General features: G+C 46.4%; 18 protein-coding genes. 11 read left to right on the top strand and 7 right to left on the bottom strand.

Annotated elements, in window-relative coordinates; all coding sequences use genetic code 11:
- Positions 1-75: 75 nt before the first annotated feature.
- Complete coding sequence (locus DN062_RS07545; protein ID WP_112158719.1) at positions 76-543, top strand: outer membrane lipoprotein; 468 nt, start codon at positions 76-78, stop codon at positions 541-543.
- 62 nt (positions 544-605) lie between these two features.
- Here the strand turns inward: DN062_RS07545 and DN062_RS07540 are convergent, their stop codons facing one another.
- Both DN062_RS07540 and DN062_RS07535 read right to left on the bottom strand, forming a co-directional pair.
- Entirely contained in the window at positions 606-1196 is a 591-nt protein-coding gene (locus DN062_RS07540) for a YecA/YgfB family protein (protein ID WP_112158718.1), read from the bottom strand.
- A 248-nt stretch (positions 1197-1444) separates the two neighbouring features.
- Entirely contained in the window at positions 1445-2083 is a 639-nt protein-coding gene (locus DN062_RS07535; RefSeq protein WP_112158717.1) for a bactofilin family protein, read from the bottom strand.
- A gap of 220 nt (positions 2084-2303) precedes the next feature.
- Here DN062_RS07535 and recQ point away from each other — a divergent pair, with 220 nt between their 5' ends.
- Both recQ and DN062_RS07525 read left to right on the top strand, forming a co-directional pair.
- Positions 2304-4187 (top strand): DNA helicase RecQ, encoded by a 1884-nt coding sequence (recQ, locus tag DN062_RS07530; RefSeq protein WP_112158716.1) that lies wholly within the window; start codon positions 2304-2306, stop codon positions 4185-4187.
- A 13-nt stretch (positions 4188-4200) separates the two neighbouring features.
- Positions 4201-4617 carry a YqaA family protein gene (locus DN062_RS07525; RefSeq protein ID WP_112158811.1) on the top strand — a complete coding sequence of 139 codons (417 nt, stop codon included), beginning with the start codon at positions 4201-4203 and terminating at the stop codon, positions 4615-4617.
- 55 nt (positions 4618-4672) lie between these two features.
- Here DN062_RS07525 and DN062_RS07520 read toward each other — a convergent pair whose 3' ends face one another.
- Positions 4673-5890, bottom strand: coding sequence for a methyltransferase (locus DN062_RS07520; protein WP_112158715.1), 1218 nt, complete (start codon positions 5888-5890; stop codon positions 4673-4675).
- A 90-nt stretch (positions 5891-5980) separates the two neighbouring features.
- Here DN062_RS07520 and DN062_RS07515 point away from each other — a divergent pair, with 90 nt between their 5' ends.
- From DN062_RS07515 to ttcA, 3 genes are all read left to right on the top strand, one after another.
- Positions 5981-6793, top strand: coding sequence for a hypothetical protein (locus DN062_RS07515; protein ID WP_112158714.1), 813 nt, complete (start codon positions 5981-5983; stop codon positions 6791-6793).
- 51 nt (positions 6794-6844) lie between these two features.
- Positions 6845-8143 (top strand): diguanylate cyclase domain-containing protein, encoded by a 1299-nt coding sequence (locus DN062_RS07510; protein WP_112158713.1) that lies wholly within the window; start codon positions 6845-6847, stop codon positions 8141-8143.
- A 100-nt stretch (positions 8144-8243) separates the two neighbouring features.
- Positions 8244-9164, top strand: coding sequence for a tRNA 2-thiocytidine(32) synthetase TtcA (gene ttcA, locus DN062_RS07505; protein ID WP_112158712.1), 921 nt, complete (start codon positions 8244-8246; stop codon positions 9162-9164).
- Between the two features lie 3 nt (positions 9165-9167).
- Here ttcA and DN062_RS07500 read toward each other — a convergent pair whose 3' ends face one another.
- The gene (locus DN062_RS07500; protein WP_162301268.1) at positions 9168-10613 is read right to left on the bottom strand and encodes an aminotransferase-like domain-containing protein; all 1446 of its coding nucleotides are present in this window, start codon (positions 10611-10613) and stop codon (positions 9168-9170) included.
- A 138-nt stretch (positions 10614-10751) separates the two neighbouring features.
- On the opposite strand from DN062_RS07500, the gene DN062_RS07495 reads away from it, so the two are divergent.
- On the top strand, positions 10752-11369 hold the full coding sequence (locus DN062_RS07495; protein WP_112158710.1) for a LysE family translocator: 618 nt from the start codon (positions 10752-10754) through the stop codon (positions 11367-11369).
- Positions 11370-11464: 95 nt separating this feature from the next.
- Here the strand turns inward: DN062_RS07495 and DN062_RS07490 are convergent, their stop codons facing one another.
- The 3 genes from DN062_RS07490 to DN062_RS07480 form a co-directional block, all read right to left on the bottom strand.
- The gene (locus DN062_RS07490) at positions 11465-12178 is read right to left on the bottom strand and encodes a YebC/PmpR family DNA-binding transcriptional regulator (RefSeq protein ID WP_112158709.1); all 714 of its coding nucleotides are present in this window, start codon (positions 12176-12178) and stop codon (positions 11465-11467) included.
- 141 nt (positions 12179-12319) lie between these two features.
- Positions 12320-13561 carry an NAD(P)/FAD-dependent oxidoreductase gene (locus tag DN062_RS07485; RefSeq protein ID WP_112158708.1) on the bottom strand — a complete coding sequence of 414 codons (1242 nt, stop codon included), beginning with the start codon at positions 13559-13561 and terminating at the stop codon, positions 12320-12322.
- A 406-nt stretch (positions 13562-13967) separates the two neighbouring features.
- Positions 13968-14726: a spermidine synthase gene (locus DN062_RS07480; protein ID WP_112158810.1), complete on the bottom strand. Its 759-nt coding sequence runs from the start codon at positions 14724-14726 to the stop codon at positions 13968-13970.
- A gap of 293 nt (positions 14727-15019) precedes the next feature.
- Between DN062_RS07480 and DN062_RS07475 the strand changes: the two genes are divergently transcribed.
- From DN062_RS07475 to DN062_RS07460, 4 genes are read left to right on the top strand one after another with little or no spacing between them, the layout of a single operon-like run.
- Positions 15020-16981: a type VI secretion system Vgr family protein gene (locus DN062_RS07475; protein ID WP_162301267.1), complete on the top strand. Its 1962-nt coding sequence runs from the start codon at positions 15020-15022 to the stop codon at positions 16979-16981.
- Between the two features lie 24 nt (positions 16982-17005).
- Complete coding sequence (locus tag DN062_RS07470) at positions 17006-18016, top strand: DUF4123 domain-containing protein (protein ID WP_112158706.1); 1011 nt, start codon at positions 17006-17008, stop codon at positions 18014-18016.
- The gene (locus DN062_RS07465; protein WP_112158705.1) at positions 18013-19986 is read left to right on the top strand and encodes a hypothetical protein; all 1974 of its coding nucleotides are present in this window, start codon (positions 18013-18015) and stop codon (positions 19984-19986) included. Before DN062_RS07470 ends, DN062_RS07465 begins: the two co-directional genes overlap by 4 nt.
- Positions 19983-21038 (top strand): hypothetical protein, encoded by a 1056-nt coding sequence (locus tag DN062_RS07460; RefSeq protein WP_112158704.1) that lies wholly within the window; start codon positions 19983-19985, stop codon positions 21036-21038. Before DN062_RS07465 ends, DN062_RS07460 begins: the two co-directional genes overlap by 4 nt.
- Positions 21039-21330 lie beyond the last annotated feature (292 nt).

Raw genomic sequence — 21330 nt, 5'->3', positions numbered from 1 at the left:
CATTCATCTTAATTCTAGTATAATAGATTTATTAGGCATAATAGCCAACATTTACGTTGGGTAAGGAGAAATACAATGAAACGATCAGCAATGATCATCGCACTGGTGTTAAGCGGTGCAGTGTTAACGGGTTGCGCTCAATCAAGTTTAACGGGCACTAGCTATAGTCGCGGCGAAGCGCGTCAAGCTCAATCGGTACAGATGGGACGGATCGAAACGATTGTACCTGTTATCATCGAAGGACGTACTGATGGTGTCGTTGGTGCAGGTACGGGAGCGGTTATTGGTGGTATTGCCGGTAGTAATGTTGGTGGCGGCAGTGGCAGTACAATTGCTACAGTAATTGGTGCTGTTGCAGGCGGTATTGCTGGGCAGCGAATTGAAGAAGCGACAAGTCGTCGTCAAGGATATGAAATTACCGTGCGTTTAGATAACGGTAGTTTAGTGTCAGTGGTTCAAGAGGCCGATAAAAATCAAGCGTTCAGTCCAGGTCAGCGTGTGCGAGTACTAGGTCAAGGCAGCACAATGCGTGTAAGCTACTAAGTCGTTTTGATATTTCAGGTGGATGCCTGTCTTTTTAATCACAGTCATCCACCTACAATCAACTACTTCTCTGGAGCGTGGTAGTGCAAATATAAATCGACTAGGAGCTCAGGGATTTGCTCAGCCATTTCTTCACTTAGGGCGCGGTCTTGGCGGATTTCAAGAACTTCTTTGTCTTCAAATAAGTCAGAGGCAACCATAATTGGCAAAAGTAATCCAGCAACGGTTTCTTCGTCATCACCAAACCAGTCTTCTTCACGAAGAAAAACGCCTTCCATGAAAGATTGGGCCCAAATTGTGAGTTCGGCCAAATCCTCATCTTCGTCTTCTTCATCTAGGTCGAGTGTTAACTCACAGGGCAGAAGCGTTTCTTGGTCATTGTATAGGTCATTACCAATGGTGTAATGAAGTTTACGAAGCAGTCCGAGGATTTCCTCTTTCTGAGCATCGGATTCCCACTGAGGCTCGCTGTCGAACAGTAAATCAAGCCATTCTTGCTCAGGGATCTTAACTGGACTGATATTAATGGCACACAGAAGTCCGTGTGTTCCAATAAGATCCAATGCATCCTCAGATACAGCGGAAGAAAAAAGAAAAGTTTCGAGTTGGTCAAGTTCAGCTTCAGTAATTAAACCGGTTGTTGCAGAGCTCATCTGTGTAATCCCCATTAGCATGACGGCTTATTCTAACCTGTAATGCGTTAATCTGATACGTTTAAAATCCGTATATCAGCTTATGAATAGATTATCTGTGTTCTGTTTTCACTAATGTTGACATGACCTTCGAATAGCGACGGCTCAGGGCATTTTTGCCGCTATTGTCGTCAACCTGAGCTTACTTCCTTACCCCATATTGTTGTTAATCAACACGGGGTAAGGGCACAGAGGGAAAGTATTGATGCTTAAGATTCCGTTTTGAGTGTCGACGATGTGTTGATCGTTGAGGACCCTGAAGATTGGTTCGCTTTACCAAAGGCTTTATGCAGAACTTCAGACTGAGGGTTCATATCAATTGAGCCGTTGAGTTGTGCGCCATCTTCGAGGCTAATGCGTGGAGACACAATGCTGCCTTGAATATCCGCACTTTTACGGACAATGATCTTTTCAGATGCGACCAAATTGCCTGTGACTGTACCGTCGATATAAATGATACGCGCAAAAACGTCGGCCGATACATTGCCTTGCGTACCAATCGTGACGCAATGATCTTTGATCTCGACTGTGCCTTTGACTTTACCTTCGATCAGCAAGTCTTCCTGACCTTTGACAGTCCCTTCGACTTCAATAGTAGATCCAATCGACGCATTGTTTTCAGGACGAATGGTCGGTGGAATAGGTTCGTGTCTAACCGGCATTCGAGCAGCAGGCTGAGAAACAGCCGGCTGAGAAACAGCAGATTGCACGGTGGGTTGAGGGCTAGGCTGTGTGGCGGTCTGGGGTTGAGCAACGGCAGTCGGTTTGTCAGCAGAAGGCTTTGGTGCACTTGGCTGGCTTGCGTTGGTCGACGTCGGCGCGGTAGCTTCACTTTTGTTGGTATACATCGTCAAATCCCTATATTGATCATCGCTCTTTCATTTGTTAGAGCCTTAGCAACGTTAGCTTTAACTGTAATATGAATGGCTATCCATAAACAAGAGACATGGGTGTTGATGCATCAATTTTCCTAGAGTGAAAGGGTAAAAAATAAGGGTGAAGGATAGATGCAAGGATTGCTGACCTTTAGGATGACAATCTCGACGGCTTCGCGGATAATATCGCCCCATGACAGATTATTCCCCACTTTTCAATTCCGCACGAAGGCAGCTCGCCGAAGTCTTTGGCTTTAGTCAATTCAGGCCGCCCCAAGATGACGTCGTTAACACCCTTCTTGAGGGGCGTGATGCGCTAGTCGTGATGCCCACAGGCGGAGGTAAGTCGCTTTGTTACCAATTGCCGTCCCTAGTGCGCTCAGGAACCGGGGTTGTTGTTTCGCCGCTTATTGCACTCATGCAAGATCAAGTTAGCGCTCTGTCTCAATTGGGCATTCGAGCAGGTTGCCTTAACTCATCCATTCCCTTTGAGCAGTTACAGCAGACAGAGCAGCAACTGTTAACAGGTGAATTGGACTTGTTGTATGTGGCACCCGAACGTTTGTTGCAGGCCAGAACGCTGACTTTACTGCAGCGGACTGAAATCGCTTTATTCGCGATAGATGAGGCCCACTGTGTGTCGCAATGGGGGCATGATTTTAGGCCCGAGTATATGCAGCTAGGGCAGTTAGGCCAATTGTTTCCAGGTGTTCCCAGAATTGCATTAACCGCAACAGCTGATACAAGAACTCAAACTGAAATTGTTACGCGTTTGGCCTTGTCCAATGCTAAACATTTTATTCAAGGTTTTGATCGACCCAATATTCGATATCGCATCGGGCAGAAAGAACGAGCCCGCGAGCAGCTGCTGACCTTTATCCGCTCCGAGCATGAGCAGGATGTCGGTGTTGTGTATTGCATGTCCAGAAAGCGTGTGGAGGAAACGGCTGCATGGTTGTGTGAAAAGGGCTTTAATGCATTGCCTTATCATGCAGGACTTAGTGCAGACATGCGCCAGCATCATCAACACCGATTTCTTACCGAAGATAGTATTATCATGGTAGCAACCATTGCTTTTGGAATGGGCATTGATAAACCCAATGTTCGTTTTGTTGCACATTTGGATCTACCTAAATCGATAGAAGCCTATTACCAAGAAACAGGGCGTGCTGGTCGTGATGGTCTGCCAGCCAATGCTTGGATGGTGTATGGCCTTCAGGATGTTTTGTTTTTGCGGCAAATGCTGGAAGCCTCTCAAGCAGAAGATCGATACAAACAGGTTGAAAGACAAAAGTTGGAAGCAATGCTGGGACTGTGTGAAATTACCACCTGTCGTCGTCAAGTGCTTTTGAGCTATTTTGGAGAGTCGCATCATCCTCCTTGTGGAAATTGCGATACCTGTTTAGAACCCGTCCCTGTATGGGATGGAACCGATGCGGCTCGAAAAGCCTTATCTGCCGTGTATCGAAGTGGTCAGCGCTTTGGCGTTAACCATGTTGTTGATATCCTGTTAGGGCAAGAGACTGAAAAGGTAGTACAAAACAATCACCATAAAATCAGTACTTGGGGAATTGGTAAAGACCTGGATCGTAATCAGTGGCGGTCAGTATTTCGGCAGTTAGTGGCAGGAGGCTATCTTAAAGTGGATGCCGAAGGGCATGGTGTGCTTCTTTTGAATGATAAATGCCGCGCCGTTTTAAAAGGCGAAGAAACCTTACAGCTGAGAAAAGATCCTCGAACACCTTCAGGCAAAGCGAAGACGGACTATCGGACCGCCGCAAGGCGCGAACGAAATAATCCGGCGATGCGTCGTCTGGATCCTGCTGAAGAGCGTTTATGGGAAGACCTGCGTGCGTTGCGAAAACGTTTAGCGCAAGAGCAAGATGTTCCACCGTATGTCATTTTTCACGATGCGACCTTAATGGAAATGGTGCTCTATAGGCCCCAGACTGAGCAGCAAATGAGAAGCTTAAGCGGAATAGGTGAGCGTAAGTTTGCGCTCTACGGCGATGCCTTTTTGGATGTGATTGAAGACCACCGTACGGCACCATCAAGTCAATGGATACGGCCCGTGTGAGATGGCTGTAGCAATGAATATCGAGTTGATTGGGCTATTCGTAAGTGCCTTTCTTTCGGCGACGCTCTTGCCGGGCGGCTCAGAAGCTTTGCTGGCTTGGTTGGTGTCTCAAGGGCAGCAATCGCTTATCCTGTTATTGTTGAGCGCTACGTTGGGTAACGTGTTGGGCAGCATGGTGACCTTTGCGATGGGAGCATGGTTAAAAACACGTTATCCTTTAAAGCAATTAGACAAGCCGAATCAACAACGTGCGCGTGATTGGATAGAGCGCTATGGTGCCTTAGCTTTGTTGCTGGCTTGGCTGCCTATTGTTGGTGATCCTTTGTGTTTTGTCGCAGGGTGGCTTGGCGTTAACTGGCGATGGAGTTTGTTGACCATTACCATTGGTAAATCTGTGCGTTATTGTGTGATCGCTGGGTTGTTTCTTTAAGTTTAGAAAGTGATCTGCCTTGGTTAAAACAGGCTATCCTCGCGATGGGTCTGCACTAAGTCTGGCCGCTCCCTAGCTGTGCATCTATCAATATATTACGGGGGGTGAGTTGCCGTTCACAGAAAGTGCCCCATTGAACTTCATAGCCTTGTTCTTCGAGTAGCAGGACATAATCCAGCACCAGCCAAATTTCGAGTGGACGCCGAAAAAGATGGCGCAGCAGCTCGTAGCGCCGTAAAACATTCGCTCTGACTTTCCCTCTCTCTTCCCATGTTTTCCAGTGGCAGTCCTCAGGGGGCTGATGCTGGATTGTGTCTAGAGCCCAACGACAAAATCCCTCAAAATTGCCTTGAATCAGATGATTAGGGGCAGATGGAAGAGTTGAAATAGGCTCCAATGGCCAGAAATTACGTCGTAGCTCATCAAACCCGAGTCGCCAAGCGGTTATTTGAAGGCGTTGAAGTGTTACTCGATTGGGGGCTGTAACGGTTTCTTGAACCGCTAGACGCAGCGTGGAAAACCCAATAGGCAATAGTGAGCTCGTATGTGCGCCCTTCGATAAAGGCTGCCATTGTATATTTTGACTTAAGTGATAGCAGCAGGGTGATAGGCTAATGCGCTTGGATTTGATACTGGATGCATGATTGAGTAAGTGACGATGTAAGTCTCCACAGGCATGCAAGGCAACGACATGGGCATCAATGGGTAGATGCAGTGAAGGGCTCATCACATCTTGATGACGCAACTCAACGGGATCCTGATACTTTTTAGCCGTCTTGTTGCCCTTTTCAACGAGTTGTTGATTCCACTCCAATCCGATAACGCTACACACATGTGGCGCTAGTGTTCTGGCAAGATGGCCACAGCCACAGCACCAATCAACAATTGAATGGCTTAGTGGGAAGAGTGCGCCTGTAAAAGCACCGGCTTGGAGTCGTTTTCGTCCAGGCATTCCACTAGCCCTTACTTCAGATAGAGACAGTGATGGCTTATTTAAGAGAGGTATTTGCGACAGTTGCATTGCATCGCTCAGTGATGGCATGGCGTGCTGGAGGTGCTGCATTAACTCCTCAGGGTGAGTTTCGAAGAGGGCACACTGCTGATCCGATAATGCTTGTAGCGTGGCGGATAATTCAGGGTGTCGAATCGTCCAGTCAGGCTGCGGTTGGTAGAAGGGTGCTTGTTGCCAGAGTTCACGATGTGCAAGCAGCCATAAATCGAGTGCTTGCCAGTGTTCCAAAAAGCCTTTAGAAGAATGAGGGAATGTCTGCATCGTTTCCAGTGTGTAAAAAGAGTATGCTTAGATAAAAATAAAATCAGGCATTAAACAGGTTTGTTTGCTTAAAAACAAAGGAAATATACCATGAGTCGCCTTGCAATGATGCGTTATGCTCGGTCGTTGCTGATACTAACGCTGTTATTGATTGTTCTGTTGAATGTCTGGTTCTCTAAGGTTCGGGAGGAGGGATGGCAGCAACCCGTTACCGCTTGGATTTATCCCATTAATGCAGATGGATCTGACTTAACGCAAGCTTGGATTGATGCATTAACACTTGATGATTTTCATGAAATGGAGCGTTTCTTCAATCGGGAAGCCCGTCGTTATCGCTTGCCTTTAGAGCGCCCCATTCAACTACAATTAGTTGGTCAAATTCATGCGATTCCGCCTGATATTCCTCATGAGCCCAGTATTCTAGATGGTGTTATTTGGGCGCTAAGCATGCGCTACTGGGCGTGGAGATACGATGAAAGTGAGCGTGAATCAGATACCATACGCATTTTTATTCGATTTTATTCTCCAGATAACCCCAGGCCTATGCAACACTCGTTAGGTTTGCAAAAAGGCATGATTGGCGTCGTTAACGGCTATGCGGGTCAAGAGCATTTAGGTCGCAACCAGTTGGTGGCGGCACACGAGCTTTTGCATACACTGGGTGCGACAGATAAATATGATATGGACACCCTGGCGCCTGTCTGGCCGGACGGCTATGCAGATCCTACACAGTACCCTTTGTATCCACAAACACGCGCCGAGATTATGAGTGGTCGTCTGCAATTAGCTCCTGGCTGGCTTATGCTACCCCCTAGCTTAGAATACGCTATGATTGGAGCAGCGACTGCAATCGAAATTGGTTGGTTAGCACCTCATGGTGAGGTTGATAATGATCAGCGGTAATGAATTTAAGAATGAGCCGAAGATGAGTTTAGTTAATAAAAAGAGTGCGGCATGATCACTGATCCTACACAAAAGCAATTTTGCAAGGGAGCATCCTCGTTTGTGCTCGTCTTGTTGGCTGTCATTATTTTATTGGTCGGTATCGCTAATTACAGTATATTGGTTTGGTCACAAGCTCGAATCATTGAGCATGAAGCAACGAGGGTTGCAGAAGTGGTGACAAGCCATGCCCTGAGTGCACGCAGCGTGTATGCGGGTCAATTATCGGAAGCTCCGGGCCATTTCTCTGAGCTACCTATACCCTCGGAGTTTTTAAAATTAGTGGCCCGTGATGTCAGTGCAAATAATTTGGCATCGTATCGCTACACTCCTCTAAGCCTCTGGAATTTAGATTCAAATCAAGGTTTATCTGATGATTTTCACTATTGGGCATGGGCACAGCTAGAGGCACAAGACCAACCAAGTCCGACCGTTCCTATTGATTGGCAGCCTGTAAAACGTTTTGAAAGGATTAATGGAGTTAAAACCTTGCGTTACATGGTCGCTGATGCGGCTAATTCAGAAAACTGTGTGAGTTGTCATAATACTTATGAACAGCGCAAAGATATTATTGATAGACGAGTCGGGGCGGGCGTAGATCCAGGTAAACAGTGGCAGCAATATCAATTAATGGGTGCTTTAGAAATACAGGTATCGGTAGATAAAATTGAAGCGCTTGCGTCGAGCCAATCTAAACTGACCTTGTTGCTGGTATTGATTGCCTCAGCCGGTGGTGTGTTGCTAGTGGGATTAATTATTTGGCGTGATTTGCAAAAGGAAAAAAAAACCTCGGCATTTTTTGAACAAGAAGCGCGTTTTGATCCCTTGACGCGATTACTGAATCGATCAGGTATGGAACGCTCTGCGGAAGCCGCATTGGAGAAGTCTCACGCAATGGGTGCGGGCTTAAGCGTTTTATTCATCGATTTGGATGGTTTCAAACCCGTTAACGACACCTACGGACATGAAGTGGGTGATGAATTGTTAATCATTATTGCTGCACGCTTGAAAGAGATCGTTCGGGAGTCAGATATAGTCGCACGCATGGGCGGTGATGAGTTTCTGATCCTTTTGGAAGAATCATCCGAGTCTGAGCATTGCCACGAGGTTGCCAGTCAGCTTATTTCGTTGTTGAGTCAACCGATCATTATCCGCGAGCATCAAGTGACCGTATCTGCGAGCATTGGTATTAGCCGTTCTCCAGAAAATGGTCATGGTTTGAGTGAGTTAATTCGCAAGGCCGATCAGGCGATGTATGAGGCTAAGTCTAAGGGGCGTGCGAATTATGTCTGTTACACAGAGGCTGTTTAAACAATAAACAGCCATGTATACTAATGCGTCATTTTGACCTCCAATGAATTTTGACGTGTTCCAGTCTAGGGAACACGTTTATGCATGATCCGGTAATTCGATGACTAGCCCATATACTGACTTGACCCATTCCGTAAACTTAGAAGATAAAAAAACTAAAACGCGCTTAAATAAGCTTCAAAAGCGTTTGCGTCGTGAAGTGGGGCAGGCGATTGAAGCCTTCAACATGATTGAGGATGGCGACAAAGTCATGGTCTGCTTGTCGGGAGGTAAAGACTCTTACGCAATGTTAGATATTCTAATGAACTTGCAGAAAAGTGCGCCGATTCATTTTGAGTTAGTTGCCGTTAACCTAGATCAAAAACAGCCAGGCTTTCCTGAGCATGTTTTACCTGAATACCTATCGGGTCTTGGCATTCCCTTTCATATCGTCGAGCGCGATACCTATTCGGTTGTTAAGTCTGTTGTACCCGAAGGGAAAACCACTTGTGCTTTATGCTCTCGTCTTCGTCGCGGAACCTTATATGGTTTTGCTGAAGAGATTGGCGCCAATAAAATTGCCTTGGGTCATCATCGTGATGACATACTGGAAACCTTTTTCTTGAATATGTTTTACGGTGGTAAATTAAAATCCATGCCTCCTAAGTTGGTATCGGATGATGGTAAAAATATGGTTATTCGGCCGCTCGCTTACGCGCGTGAAAAGGACATAGAGGTCTATGCCGAACTCAAAGGGTTTCCAATTATTCCCTGTAATCTTTGCGGGTCGCAAGAGAACCTGCAACGTCAAGTGATTAAGGAAATGCTGCAGAGTTGGGATAAACTCTACCCAGGCCGGATTGAGACAATGTTCAGGTCCTTGTGTAATGTTGTCCCATCTCATTTGGCAGATCCTGCCTTGTTTGATTTCAAGAACTTACAGCGAGGTTACGCGCATGGCATAGTGGATGATGAAGATGCCTGTACGACTTCACCATCCAGTGTTCAATTCATGGAGCGTATTGATATTCTTTCTTTGTAAGAGTTAGATCAAGGCTGTGCTCATTGATGGGCCTTGTTCGAGTAAGTGTTTTAAGCGTGCGACCCCTTCAGTAAAGGTTGAAAAATCCCTTGGAGGGGTGACACATATTCGAACAGACTGCGGGGCAGGATATGAGCCAACACAGAAAGGTTCAGGTCCAATCAGAGTAACCCCGCGTTGCTTGGCCTCTTCAACAAACTGCGAGGCTCTCCAGTCTTCAGGTAGATTAAGCCAAGCATGAAAACCAAACTCGTGAGAACGTAAGTCATAGTCTTTAAATAGCTGGCGTAGGTGCTGTTGGCGATGTTTCACTTCTTGCCATTGCCATTCAATCAGTTGATCGGCCCCACCCATGTCAATCCATTCACAAATGACTGATCCCATTAACCCGGCTATCCCCCAGCACTGCGCCCGTAATGCACTCGAGAGTTTGGGCATTAGGGGTGATGGCGCGCGCAGAGCACCGAATCTGAGGCCTCCATCTAGGATTTTCGATACACTGAAAATATAAAGGCTTCGTTCGGGAGCCAACTCAAAAAAAGGTGTGCCTCTGTGACTCGGTGGAACAAATTGAACACCATCTTCAAGAATGAGCAAGTCGTGACGTCTTGCAACCTCGACGAGATCGATACGCCGTGCTTCACTCATCATTTCGCAGCTAGGGTTGTTGTACTCAGCCATCAAGTAGAGCAAGCGAATTTTTTGTTGTTGGCAGATGCGGTCTAACGATTCGGGCCGAATACCCTGGGCATCAGAACTGACATTGATGTGTTTTAAGCCCAGTTGTTTTGCGGCGGCAATCATACCTGGGTAGGTGATGTTGGCCGAGGCAACGGCTTCTCCGGGGCGAACAAATGTCTGAAGAGCCAAGTAATCGGCATGCTGCCCACCCTCTGTTAAGAGTAGCTCCTGCGCATCGACTCGTAACCCTTGAGCGTTCATCCAGTGGGCAAGGCGTTGACGGTGAGCAAGGTTCCCTTGTTCAGGTTGATAGACAATGGCATTTTCTGTTTCGGCGTGATTGCTTGATAGGCGCAATAAAATTTGTCGAAGCTGTTCACCTCTTAAAGCTGATGGAATCGGAGTGCTTAGGGATAAATCGATACTGTCGGCTAACGCCTTTGATAAGTGATGAAAATTAGGCAAGTCGACCTGCTGTCCGCGAATACGTGTTCCGCTGCCAACCTTTGCTTCCGTTAAGCCTCTGCGCTCAGCTTCTCTATAGGCTCGGGTGACGGTGCCAAGTGTAATTTGTAATGCATCTGCAAGAAGACGCTGAGGAGGAAGTGTATCACCTGCTTTCAGCGTGCCATTGGCAATATCTGCAGCTAATTGATTCACCAACGAAAGATACAATATGCCTGAGGATTTATCGAGGGTGGGGAGCCAATGACAACGTTGACGTGCTTTTTTTTGAAGTAATGCTTTGGTTTCGGATAGTTGCGTCATTGAATTGTCGCCCTTACATTCAATTGTAGTCATGACAACTTAAACATTGATGTCATTGTGTGTTCAGATTAATGTAATTGTATCGCTCTTATGGCGTTAATTTCAATAATTGTATGATTGCAATTTTAGGAGGGAGGTATGCTTTCGTATCTATCGGATTGGGCCGTTTTTTTGTTACCTGTGATGCTGTTTTCATTGAGCATGTCGGCAACACCTGGACCTAACAATGTGATGTTAACCGCATCTGGAGCTAATTTTGGCTTTGTTCGCAGCTTGCCTCATATGTTCGGTATTACCATCGGAGTTATGCTGTTGATGGCCATGGTGATGCTGGGCTTAGGCGTTATTTTTGAGCGTTTTCCATTTTTCCAGACGTTGATTAAAGTTGCAGGTAGTGTGTATTTATTATGGTTGGGTTGGAAGATTGCAATATCACCTCCGCCTCAATTGGAAAATGCAGACGGAAAACGTCCATTCTCTTTTTTTCAGGCTGCCGCTTTTCAGTTTGTAAATCCGAAAGCCTGGATGATGGCTATTTCTGCGATTGGCCTTTTTACCTTAACCGGAGATGATTTTATTTTGTCATCTATCATGATTATTGCTGCGATGGGGGTTGTTAACTTTCCTGCGATTGCTTGCTGGGCGGGTTTTGGTGTTGCGATCGGACGTTTATTAAAAACGCCAAAACATTGGACTGTCTTTAATCGTTTTATGGGAGGGTTAACAGCCTCCTGTGTTGTCATGATATTAATGTGAAGAGTGCGGTTTATTTATTGCTTAAGAGAATTAGCCGAGGCAGGACAGTGCCCGTCTCGGCTATGAAAAACGTTTGAGAGGTGCGATGAAAAAGTTTACTCAACGTTATGGTAGACGTTCTGTACATCATCTAGATCATTGAGAAGGTCTAGAAAGCGCTCAAACATGGGCTGATCTTCATCACTGATAACAGTGGTGGTTTGCGCCAAGAATTGAATAGTATCGACCTCGAAGTCAATCTCGCCAAGGTTTTCAACCAAGGCTTGTTTGGCTTTGGCATATTCAGTATGCGGTGTAAATACGGTGATCATATCATTTTCATTTTCGATGTCAGTGACATCAACATCGGCACTCATTAAAGCTTCAAGAATGGCTTCCTCATCGCTGCCTTTGAATGCCAATATCGCACAGTGGTCAAACATGTGACTAACACTGCCTTGTGTACCAATTTTGCATTTAGTCTTGGTAAAGCAGTGGCGCACATCACCAAAGGTACGGTTTGGGTTGTCGGTCAGACATTCAATAATCACCATGCAGTTACCGGGGCCAAAGCCTTCGTAGCGAGCGACCGAAAAATCTTCACCGCCTGATCCTTTGGCTTTATCTATCGCTTTTTCAATGACGTGAGCGGGAACTTGATCTTTTTTAGCTCGTTCAATCAGGCCTCTTAATGCGAGATTACCACTGGGATCAGTTCCGCCTGATTTAGCGGATACGTAGATCTCACGTGCGTACTTGCTATAGACCTTGGTTTTTTGATCGGCCGTTTTGGCCATGGATTCTTTACGGTTCTGATAAGCGCGACCCATACTGGAGCCCTATTCTTCAAAAAAACACTAATCTTACCCTCAAACTCGGGAGAGGGCTATTCCCTTTAATAGGCAAAAATAAAAAAGCCGAAACGATGCGGTAGTAGAGGCATCGTTTCGGCTTTCATCAGGATATGACGTCTAGAAACGACTAGGACTGAAGGGAGCCATGTCGATTGGAGTTGACTCGCCGTGCATCATGTCGCTCAGTAAGCGGCCTGTTGCAGGGCCTAACGTGAAGCCTTGGTGGCCGTGTCCAAATGCAAACCAAAGGTTTTGATGTTTGGGGGCTGGACCAATCACAGGTTTCATATCTGGGATACAAGGTCTTGCACCCTTCCAAGGGAGGGCTTCAACTCGGTCGCCAATGGGATATAAGGTTTTGGCCACTTTTTCTGCAGCGTCCAGTTGCCCTGTGTTAGCTGGAGCTTCTAAATCCGCTAATTCCGCGCCGGTTGTCATGCGCACACCTGCCTTCATGGGCTCGAGCAGATAGCCTTTTTCAGCATCCATTAGCCAGTATTTCAAGGGTTTTCCTTGAGGCTGGTTATAGTGAACGTGGTAGCCACGTTTCACAAACAAGGGTAAGTCATAATCTAAGGTTTTTAAGAGATCTTTTGACCAAGGGCCGAGAGCAATGACAACGTCATCCGCTTCGTGGCTGCCTTCACTTGTATTCACTGTCCAACCTGTTGCTGTTTTTTGAACGCCTTTTAGCTCGGCCAGCTCAAAACGTCCACCCATGGCTTCGAAGGATTTGGCATAGGCTTGTACCAAATCACCCGGAGATTCTACAGTCCATGAATTTAGCCAGTGAATCGCTCCGACAATATCCGACGATAACCCAGGCTGCACTTGGTCAAGCTCTGCACGATTGAGGCGTCTGAACTCAACACCATATAGACGTGCTGCATCTAAGGCTTCATTTTCACGGCGATCCAGCTCTTTTGGGGTTCTGTAGAGCTCAAGCCAGCCCTCTTTTTTAACAAGGTGATTGGCATCAGAGGCTTCAATCATCGGAGCATGTTCATCCGTTGATAACGAAATAATTGAGGCGTACTGAGGGACAATCTTTTTATAACGGCTTGGAAAAGAGTTAAGCCAATAACTAAAGAGTGGACTAACCGCTGCTATCATTCCGGCAGGACGGTAGCGTATATCAATGCTACGATTGGGCAGAACGCGCAATAAGGTTTTTAGATCATGTGGAAACGCATAAGGTGCAATCGCCTCACGTTGAATAATACCCGCATTGCCAAAGGATGTTTCTTGTCCGGGAGGGCGTCTATCGATCAATAAGACGGAGCGGCCTCGTTTTGCAAGATGCCAAGCAACGCTGACTCCAACCATTCCTGCACCGAGAACGATGGTATTTCCGGACATATGAACTCTCCTTAACTAAAAGCCTGCCCCATTGATTGGGAATATGCGTTAAAAAATAGGCGTCAATTGACGATGTAATACATTCTAGCAGAGCTTTTTTGAATTTCCTGTATTCGTAGATATGTTCGTTTTAAAATTCTATTTATCAATGTTTTGTGAGAGATATTTTCCAAATTCATATCAAAATATTAGAAAATATTCTGTTTTAAAATAGTAATATGACGGCGTTTATCTAGAGGGGAGTTGAAAGCCTTCTTTACTCTGGAAAGAAAGCGAGTCTTGCACTCAGCTTTCCACCAGTTTAGTAGAATCTGTGTAAACCCACGCCCAATCGGACGAGAAGCAGTAACGAAGGCCCTCAGCTTAAGGTTTTGCTTAAGTATTTTAAAAAATCTTGGAGCCTCAATCAGAGTAAATGTGGCTCGTTAAGTGAGTTCATTCGGTTTAAATAAGGGCATAGAGCAAATCCGAGCTTTTGGCTAAGCAGCTTTGCCTGCTGTTTCAATTGCTTTTGAGTTTGTGTATCACTTTGTTTTCCGGCAAACACTATCCAGTTGCCTTCTTGCGTCGTGCAGGTGCGAATATCATCAAAAAGACCCGATAGCTCGGTGAGTAAGGTTTCCCCCTTGTGCTCTTTCCAGCAATTTAAGACAAGCCAACCTTTAGGTTTTAATCGCTCGTAGCATTCATGTAAATACGCTGGATCATGTTGTTGCTCATCCACCCCGTTTTCATCATAAATGTCACTAAAAATAATGTCAGCTGGCTTGGACTCAACACAGTCTAGATAGGATTTTGCATCCATATGGTGTGTTTGAATGCGCTTGCCGCGTGGCAGTTGAAAATAGCGATGGGCAACATCAATCACTTCGCGTCTAAGTTCGACAATTTGTTGGACCGACTCGGGGAAGTGATGGTGCAGGCATGAGTTGAGTGTGCCAGCACCTAAGCCTAGACTGATAATGCGTTTAGGTTCTGTTAAAAGAAGCACTAAACACATGGCGCGAATGTAGTCTAGTTGAGGTAGATGGGGCTCAGATTTTAACCAACAGCTCTGCTCGTCACCTTCACCAAATGATAGATAACGTTTTGTACCATCATCGATAACAAGAACAGGGCCGTATTCATCATAACCGCGATAAATTTCTTTTCCATCAAGTAACATATTGAGACCTTTTGCACGAAACTCAAGTCCCATGCTTGTATATTTAAGATAGCGCTTGTGGTGCAGCCACTAGATAAGATTAACATACAGATTTGCTCTAGAACTATTATAAAGTTCTAAACAATCGTTCACTTACAGTTGACCTACTTGTCTATTAATTGTTTAAATGCCCCCTTTACAACAAGGAAGTAGTCGCTGCTTCATGGATGAACGACCCCCTCTGTGCTGAGCCTAATCGCTGTCAGCTTCGTTTTTCTATGAGCATCAGTCCTGCTAAACAGTGGGTTACATTGATGTATTCACAAAAATCCCGCTTACTCGCCATCGACACACCTCTCGGTGAAGACGCTTTTTTATTGACTCGAATAGAAGGCGAAGAGGCGATGTCGAGCCTCTTTTCATTCGAAATCGAACTCTACTCCGAACGCGCATCGGTGAAGGCCGCCGACATTGTCGGCCAAAATGTCACGCTTAAAATTATGCAGACCGATGAGGAGGGGCTAAAAACGGATGCCTACACCTTTATCAATGCCCATGTTCGACGCTTTCGGGAAGAGGGTCAGCAACTCCAAAATCTGCGCAGTTATCGTGCAGATGTGGTGCCTTGGCTCTGGTTTTTAACGCAAACCAGCGATTCAAAAATATTCCAAAACAAAGACATCCGCCAGATTGCCAGCGAAGTCTTTGCTGACAATGGCTTTAATGATTTCGAGTTTCGCTTATTCGGCCAACACCCTGTACGAGAGTACTGTGTTCAGTATCAAGAAAGTGACTTTACCTTTCTCTCGCGTTTGTTTGAAGAAGAGGGCATCTATTACTTTTTTAAGCACGAAGCCAATAAACACACCATGATTCTGTCCGATCACGACATTGGAACGAATGTCTGTGAGGAAGGTAAGGTCAGTTACCGCAGCAGCGGTTTGAGCGAAGATGCCATCTTTGCTTGGTCGCACCAGCACGAATTTCGCACAGGGCGTCTTGTCCACCGTGACTATGACTTCACCAAGCCTGCTGATCGCCTGCAAACCTTTGACAAGGCCATGATGGACGTGCCGGGCGTTGAGCGTTTCGAGCAGTTTACCTATCCCGGACGTTATCAAAGCAAACTTCTGGGTGAGCCACTCATTCGCCTGCGCACCGAGCATAACGAAGCCCTGCACGATCAAGTCTTTGGCAAAAGTCACTGTCGCAGTTTTCGCAGCGGCCATAAATTTGAACTGGTGCGCCATGATGACGCCGCCCAAGAACTCGACACCTACTTACTGGTCAGCGTCCAGCACCGAGCCGAAGACTACAGCTACACCAGCTGTGATGAAGAAAGTCGCGGCTACGAAAACGAATTTGTCTGCATGCCTGCCTCGCGTGTTTACCGTCCACCGCTTAAAACTGGCTGGCCAAAAATGCTTGGCCCGCAGCATGCCAAGGTGGTCGGCCCTGAGGGCGAAGAGATCTACACCGATGAATATGGCCGTGTCAAAATCCAGTTTCCTTGGGATCGCTACGGCCAGAACAATGAAAACAGCTCCTGCTGGGTGCGCGTTAGCCACCAGTGGGCCGGCCGAAACTGGGGCTCGATTTACATCCCGCGCATAGGCCAGGAGGTCATCGTCGACTTTTACGACGGCAACCCGGATCGTCCGATTATTACGGGTCGGGTTTACAATGCTGAGCAGATGCCGCCAAACAGCCTACCTGCCAATAAACCCCGCTCTACTATTCGCAGTAAAACCCATAAGGGTAAAGGGTTTAATGAGTTTTCGTTTGAGGATGAGGCTGGTAATGAGTTTATCTATATTCATGCTCAAAAGAACATGGAAGTTCAAGTACAAAACTCACACCACAAACGAGTTGAATACGATGACACGGCGACGATTGGAAATAACTCCTATTTAGCTGTTGCACAGGATCGCATTGAAAAAGTTGATCAAAATCAACATACCACCATCATCGGCAACCTAACCGAAAAAATAGACGGAAATCAGGGCGTCACGCTCGGAGGCAGCCAGCACATTAAAGTCGGCGGCGATATGACGTATAAAGTATCGGGGGAAATCGTACTTGATGCCAGCAAAATTACCTTGGTGTCAGGTGGTGCTTCGATTGTGATCACATCTGGAGGTATCAACATAGCTCCCAGTATTAATGTGGGCTCAGCATCCCCAGGTACAGCGGCTATACCGTCGATACCTGAAATATTGGAAGTCGCCGCGGGGGCAGGATCTCCCTTTGTATCACATTGCCCAAAAACGACTTAAGCAATTACTAAGGACAGAATAACAATGGACGCCTTTCAACAGGATGTGAATAACAAACCGTGTATTTCAATATCCGAAACCACTTGGCCAGTAATCCAGTCAATCAAAACCTCTCGTTTATGGGCATTGGTTGATGGTGCGAATTGGCCTGAAATTCAATCTATCTTGGCAGATTATGCGCCACATCATATCTGTCTTTACAGTACGGCTGATCCAGACTCGCAACGCAGTGCGCCTTGGTTGATTTGTGTTGAATCTGACTCAGAAATACAGAGCCTGTTGTTGCAGAGAGATCCCAATACCCATGCGGTCATTTTTTTCCACAGCGAACAGGAGATGCGTCAACTGCGTGATCATTTTCGCCACTTCACTATGCTTTGGACGCCAGTCAATCCGAATGCGCCAGTTTACTTTCGTTTTTACGATCCAAGAGTACTGCTGGATATGGTGAGCGCTCTTAATATCCAAAAGCTCTCACAGTTTTACAGCGGAATTGGGTCCTTTTATGTCCCCCTCACGTTTCAAATGCAGCTACCTGCATCGTCAAGTATAGCGACTGAAGAGTTAGGCAAGAGAGCATCTTCACCCACTCGATTTATTAAACTCGCACTAGAAAATGTACCTGACTTGGCTCAGCATAATTCTAACCAGAGCTTTAAAGTAAATCCTAATGAATACCAAATGTTCATTCATTTGCTTAATCAACGGAGTGTCTTAAATTTAGCTGTTGCACTTTTCCAAGCCTATGATGAGCAATTTCCGGCTTATAACTACGTGGATGCCGCTCAACTCGCCTATCAAAATGCACCCAAGTATCGCTTTACAACACAGAATGAAATGACCGTACTGGCTGACTGTTTCCTCTGGTTAGGTCATAACTTTCCAGAAAATAGTCCTGATGCGGCAGTGTTAATCAACGATCCCCAGTCACAAGGGTTGCAGCACCTGTACGCTTGGTTGCAATCGATAAAAACAGCCGCCCCCCTTGCAATAGATGGACGCTCCCATTTAAGAGAAGCAGGACGTAGACAATGAATGAGCAAAAAACAACACCTCAAGCTCCTGTGCGAGGACCACGACTGTACCTTCATGACATGCCACTTGATACAGCGTGCGTGCCCTGTGAGTCTGCCAATCAGTGCTGCGAGTTTAATGGTAAAATTCAAGATGCGAAGGATTCGTCGCGATACATCCAATGGCCCTTTGCAGAAACGGACGTCAATCCAAACCCTAGCTTGCGTCTATTAGTGATTGCCGATCAAGTGGAAGGCAGTGAAGCAAGCGACATAGGCACGCTATTTGCCAACGTCAAGGTTAGCTATCAAAAGTTTCTGTGTGGTCAAGACTGTAAGCAACCCGATCCTCAGCGAGTCAGCCTTTCGGTTCAAAACCAAGAGGGGACTGAAACCAAAACGGACTACAGCTTTGAATCCAAAGTTGTGATGCCAGGTAAAGCCTATTTTGCATTTGTAAACTGGATACCCAAGGATGTGCTGACGGCACTGATGATTCTGGATACGATTGTGACCTTTCACCGCCAGTTATCAGGCTCGGATACCACTCGTATCACGCCTCGTATGTGCGTCAATCATCCACCCTCAACAAAAACGTTTGAAGTCATTCCGCTTCCTCAAATCAAGCTTGAGGGTTCCGCAGAAGTTAGCCTTCTGTTCAGTCTCAGTACAACAGCGCCACTGAAAATTGAGTATGGTGCAAAATCTGCACTCACCTATATCTACGGCAATCTTAAACAAGAGTACAAGGGTGAGGCGAAGGAGTCGGTCTATTCATCTGCCGACTCATCCGGCGGCCACTCATCTAATGAGCAGAAAGCCCCCGGTGTGTTTGGATTGCTAAAACAATTAGTGGATCAAGTGTCAGACACTCAGAGGAAGGGTACGCCATCAAACACTGCAGGCTCAAACGTTACCCACGGAAACCGTGTGACGCTTAGTACCTCCGTGCGGCTGGGATTCATTGGTATAGAGTTACAAGCAAAGTCGAGAACCCCCGATTTGCTACTGAACTTTGGCGAGGTCAATGCCACTTTAAAAGCAGGTGTGACGGGGACGATCGACGTTCTGGATACCGCAGCACAAATGTTTATGCCCGCAGCCGCGAGCACAATCAGGAAAACGCGAACAGCCATCGCCAATGGCGAACGTGTCAATGGTGATTTGCAGGCCAACATCATCTTGGCCGCAGACAGTAACGTGAATCTAAAAATACACCCTAACGCAAGCTTCACGCTTCATGCGAACGGAGATGACACGAGTGTTAAAGGGCTCTGGCAGAAATCGACGCTATCGGGCCAGTTAAAAGTGATGGGCAAAGCCGAACTGCGTTTTCACGTAGAAGGCAAAGTGTGGGGCGTTAGTGCGAAAGTCGGAGCCAACGGCTCCCTGCACACCGCTTGGTGCACCGAAGTGCGTCAAAACCCAGATGATGCTGGCGAATGGGAATCGAGAAGTTATTTTGAAGGGCTCGTGGCAGAGGTGAATGTCTATGCGGAGGTGTTTTATGAAGACACCGCCGCGAAAGCGGCGGATGGTGGGCGTTCTGATCAAAGAACTACCCAAGTCGATACCGTCAAAACCACACAAACGATTTTTGATGCGGTAGACGCCAACATTGCAGAGTCGGATCGTACAGCTGCCCGTTTAGAAGCCGAGGATCTGGAACGAAGAGCCAGTGAGTCCTCGCAGCCCCCTAGACTGAGTGTAGAAGAAGCGAAGTATGTGTTAAGGACCTACGACTTGCCCAAACCAATTGCGCAGCGAGAAGAGCTGGAACGTTTAGAAAACAGTGTAAGGTTGCATCCTTATGAAGTGGATAATCAAGTTGCATTAGATAACCTCTTGCGCGAGATTACAAAGGATTACCATGATTTGAAAAATCCGAATAGCTTAGGAGTTCATCAAATACTGGCACCGACGGTCAATCCGATCAACGCGAATAGCCCGAAGTGGACAAGATTTCAATTTTTTGGGGGAGGTAGTGAGTGAAAACAAAACCTATGGCTTGGATTGTGGGTGGCGTGCTGCTGCTTGCAGTGACGTTAATGATATGGAATGTAAAAGGAACTCAGATGGCACGTGCATCGGATTATGTGATTGATCGAAATTATTACATTATTATTCAATCCAACTCCGCTTGGTTTAATGTGATGGTGAATGGAATTAATACCCAGATGTACAGTCGTGCAGATACATTTAGCACTTCATTACCAATCAATCATCTGATGCAGTCAGATATCAATCGAGTGACTTATAATTTCGTACCCATTCAAGGTCGGGATGATAAGGATCAGACGTTATTTGGCCCTAATAAAGAGTTTTTTATACATATTGCCATTGAATCTGTGCACTTAGAAACTCGAGCGCGTGAACGTATTACGTTAGTTGATGCGCGCTACGATATGGAAACAGAGCAAATCATGAGTAATGAAAAAACAATTTTTGATATGGAGCCTGTTTATCAGCAAGCGCATATGTCTACCACGGGTGAACTGCGCCTTAAATCTGGATTTGAGTTTGTCGATGGACATGGGCCTGCAATCCCCAGCCAACACCTAATCGCCGAATTCAGGACAACCGACCGTTTCCCACGCTTCCATTGGTTGGACGAAGCGGTTGTATTGGAAGACACACCCAAACTGCGCAGAGAAGTTCGCGACGCCTATCGCTATATTCATAAGCTGATAGAGAGCGGCGACTTTGGTGGTATGCGCAGGATCATGGAACCGGGTTGGAAAAACGCGGCCATTTCCTTGAACATGGGCAATTCGGCAGATGACTTTATTCGTAGCGTGGAGCCATATAAAGGCTACGTTAAAAGACGAGAAGATGGTCGCATACTTCAACCCTTGCATTTTGATCACTTAGAAACGCCGCTTGAGTTAGACCACTTGCAGTTTATGGCCGATGGTCGTGTCGTTCGTTTGTTGCCCAATCCAATACAGTGGGAACGCCCGGGAGCAACGCACACGACGTTTTCTCGCTTTGTGTTTTATATGAATGAAGAGGGTGTTTTGATGGTTGCTGCGATTGTGCTCTAGAGGAATTTCAGCCGATATTTTGTAATTTGTCTGAAGAGGTCGGCCAAGGGTGATCAAGGATTGTTGATACGTAGTATTGAATAGCTTTGATCTTGGCCTAGAAGCAACTGCGGAGTTTACCCGAGGCCCTGTAATGGCTGCACTGTGACCGTCTGCCGCCAGGACGGCGGCAGTTGAGCGAGTCATGGACGACGTAAGCGCGTCACAGAGTAGTGATTACAGGGGTGAGACTATGCCAAACTTACACTATTAACACGACTGTAACATAATCAAAGGAATGCTTAAGTGCTTG

This window comes from Nitrincola tibetensis (assembly GCF_003284585.1).
GTDB classification, from domain to species: domain Bacteria; phylum Pseudomonadota; class Gammaproteobacteria; order Pseudomonadales; family Balneatricaceae; genus Nitrincola; species Nitrincola tibetensis.
Note: the sequence above shows the minus strand (reverse complement) of the source record. Positions and strands in the feature narration are given on the sequence as shown.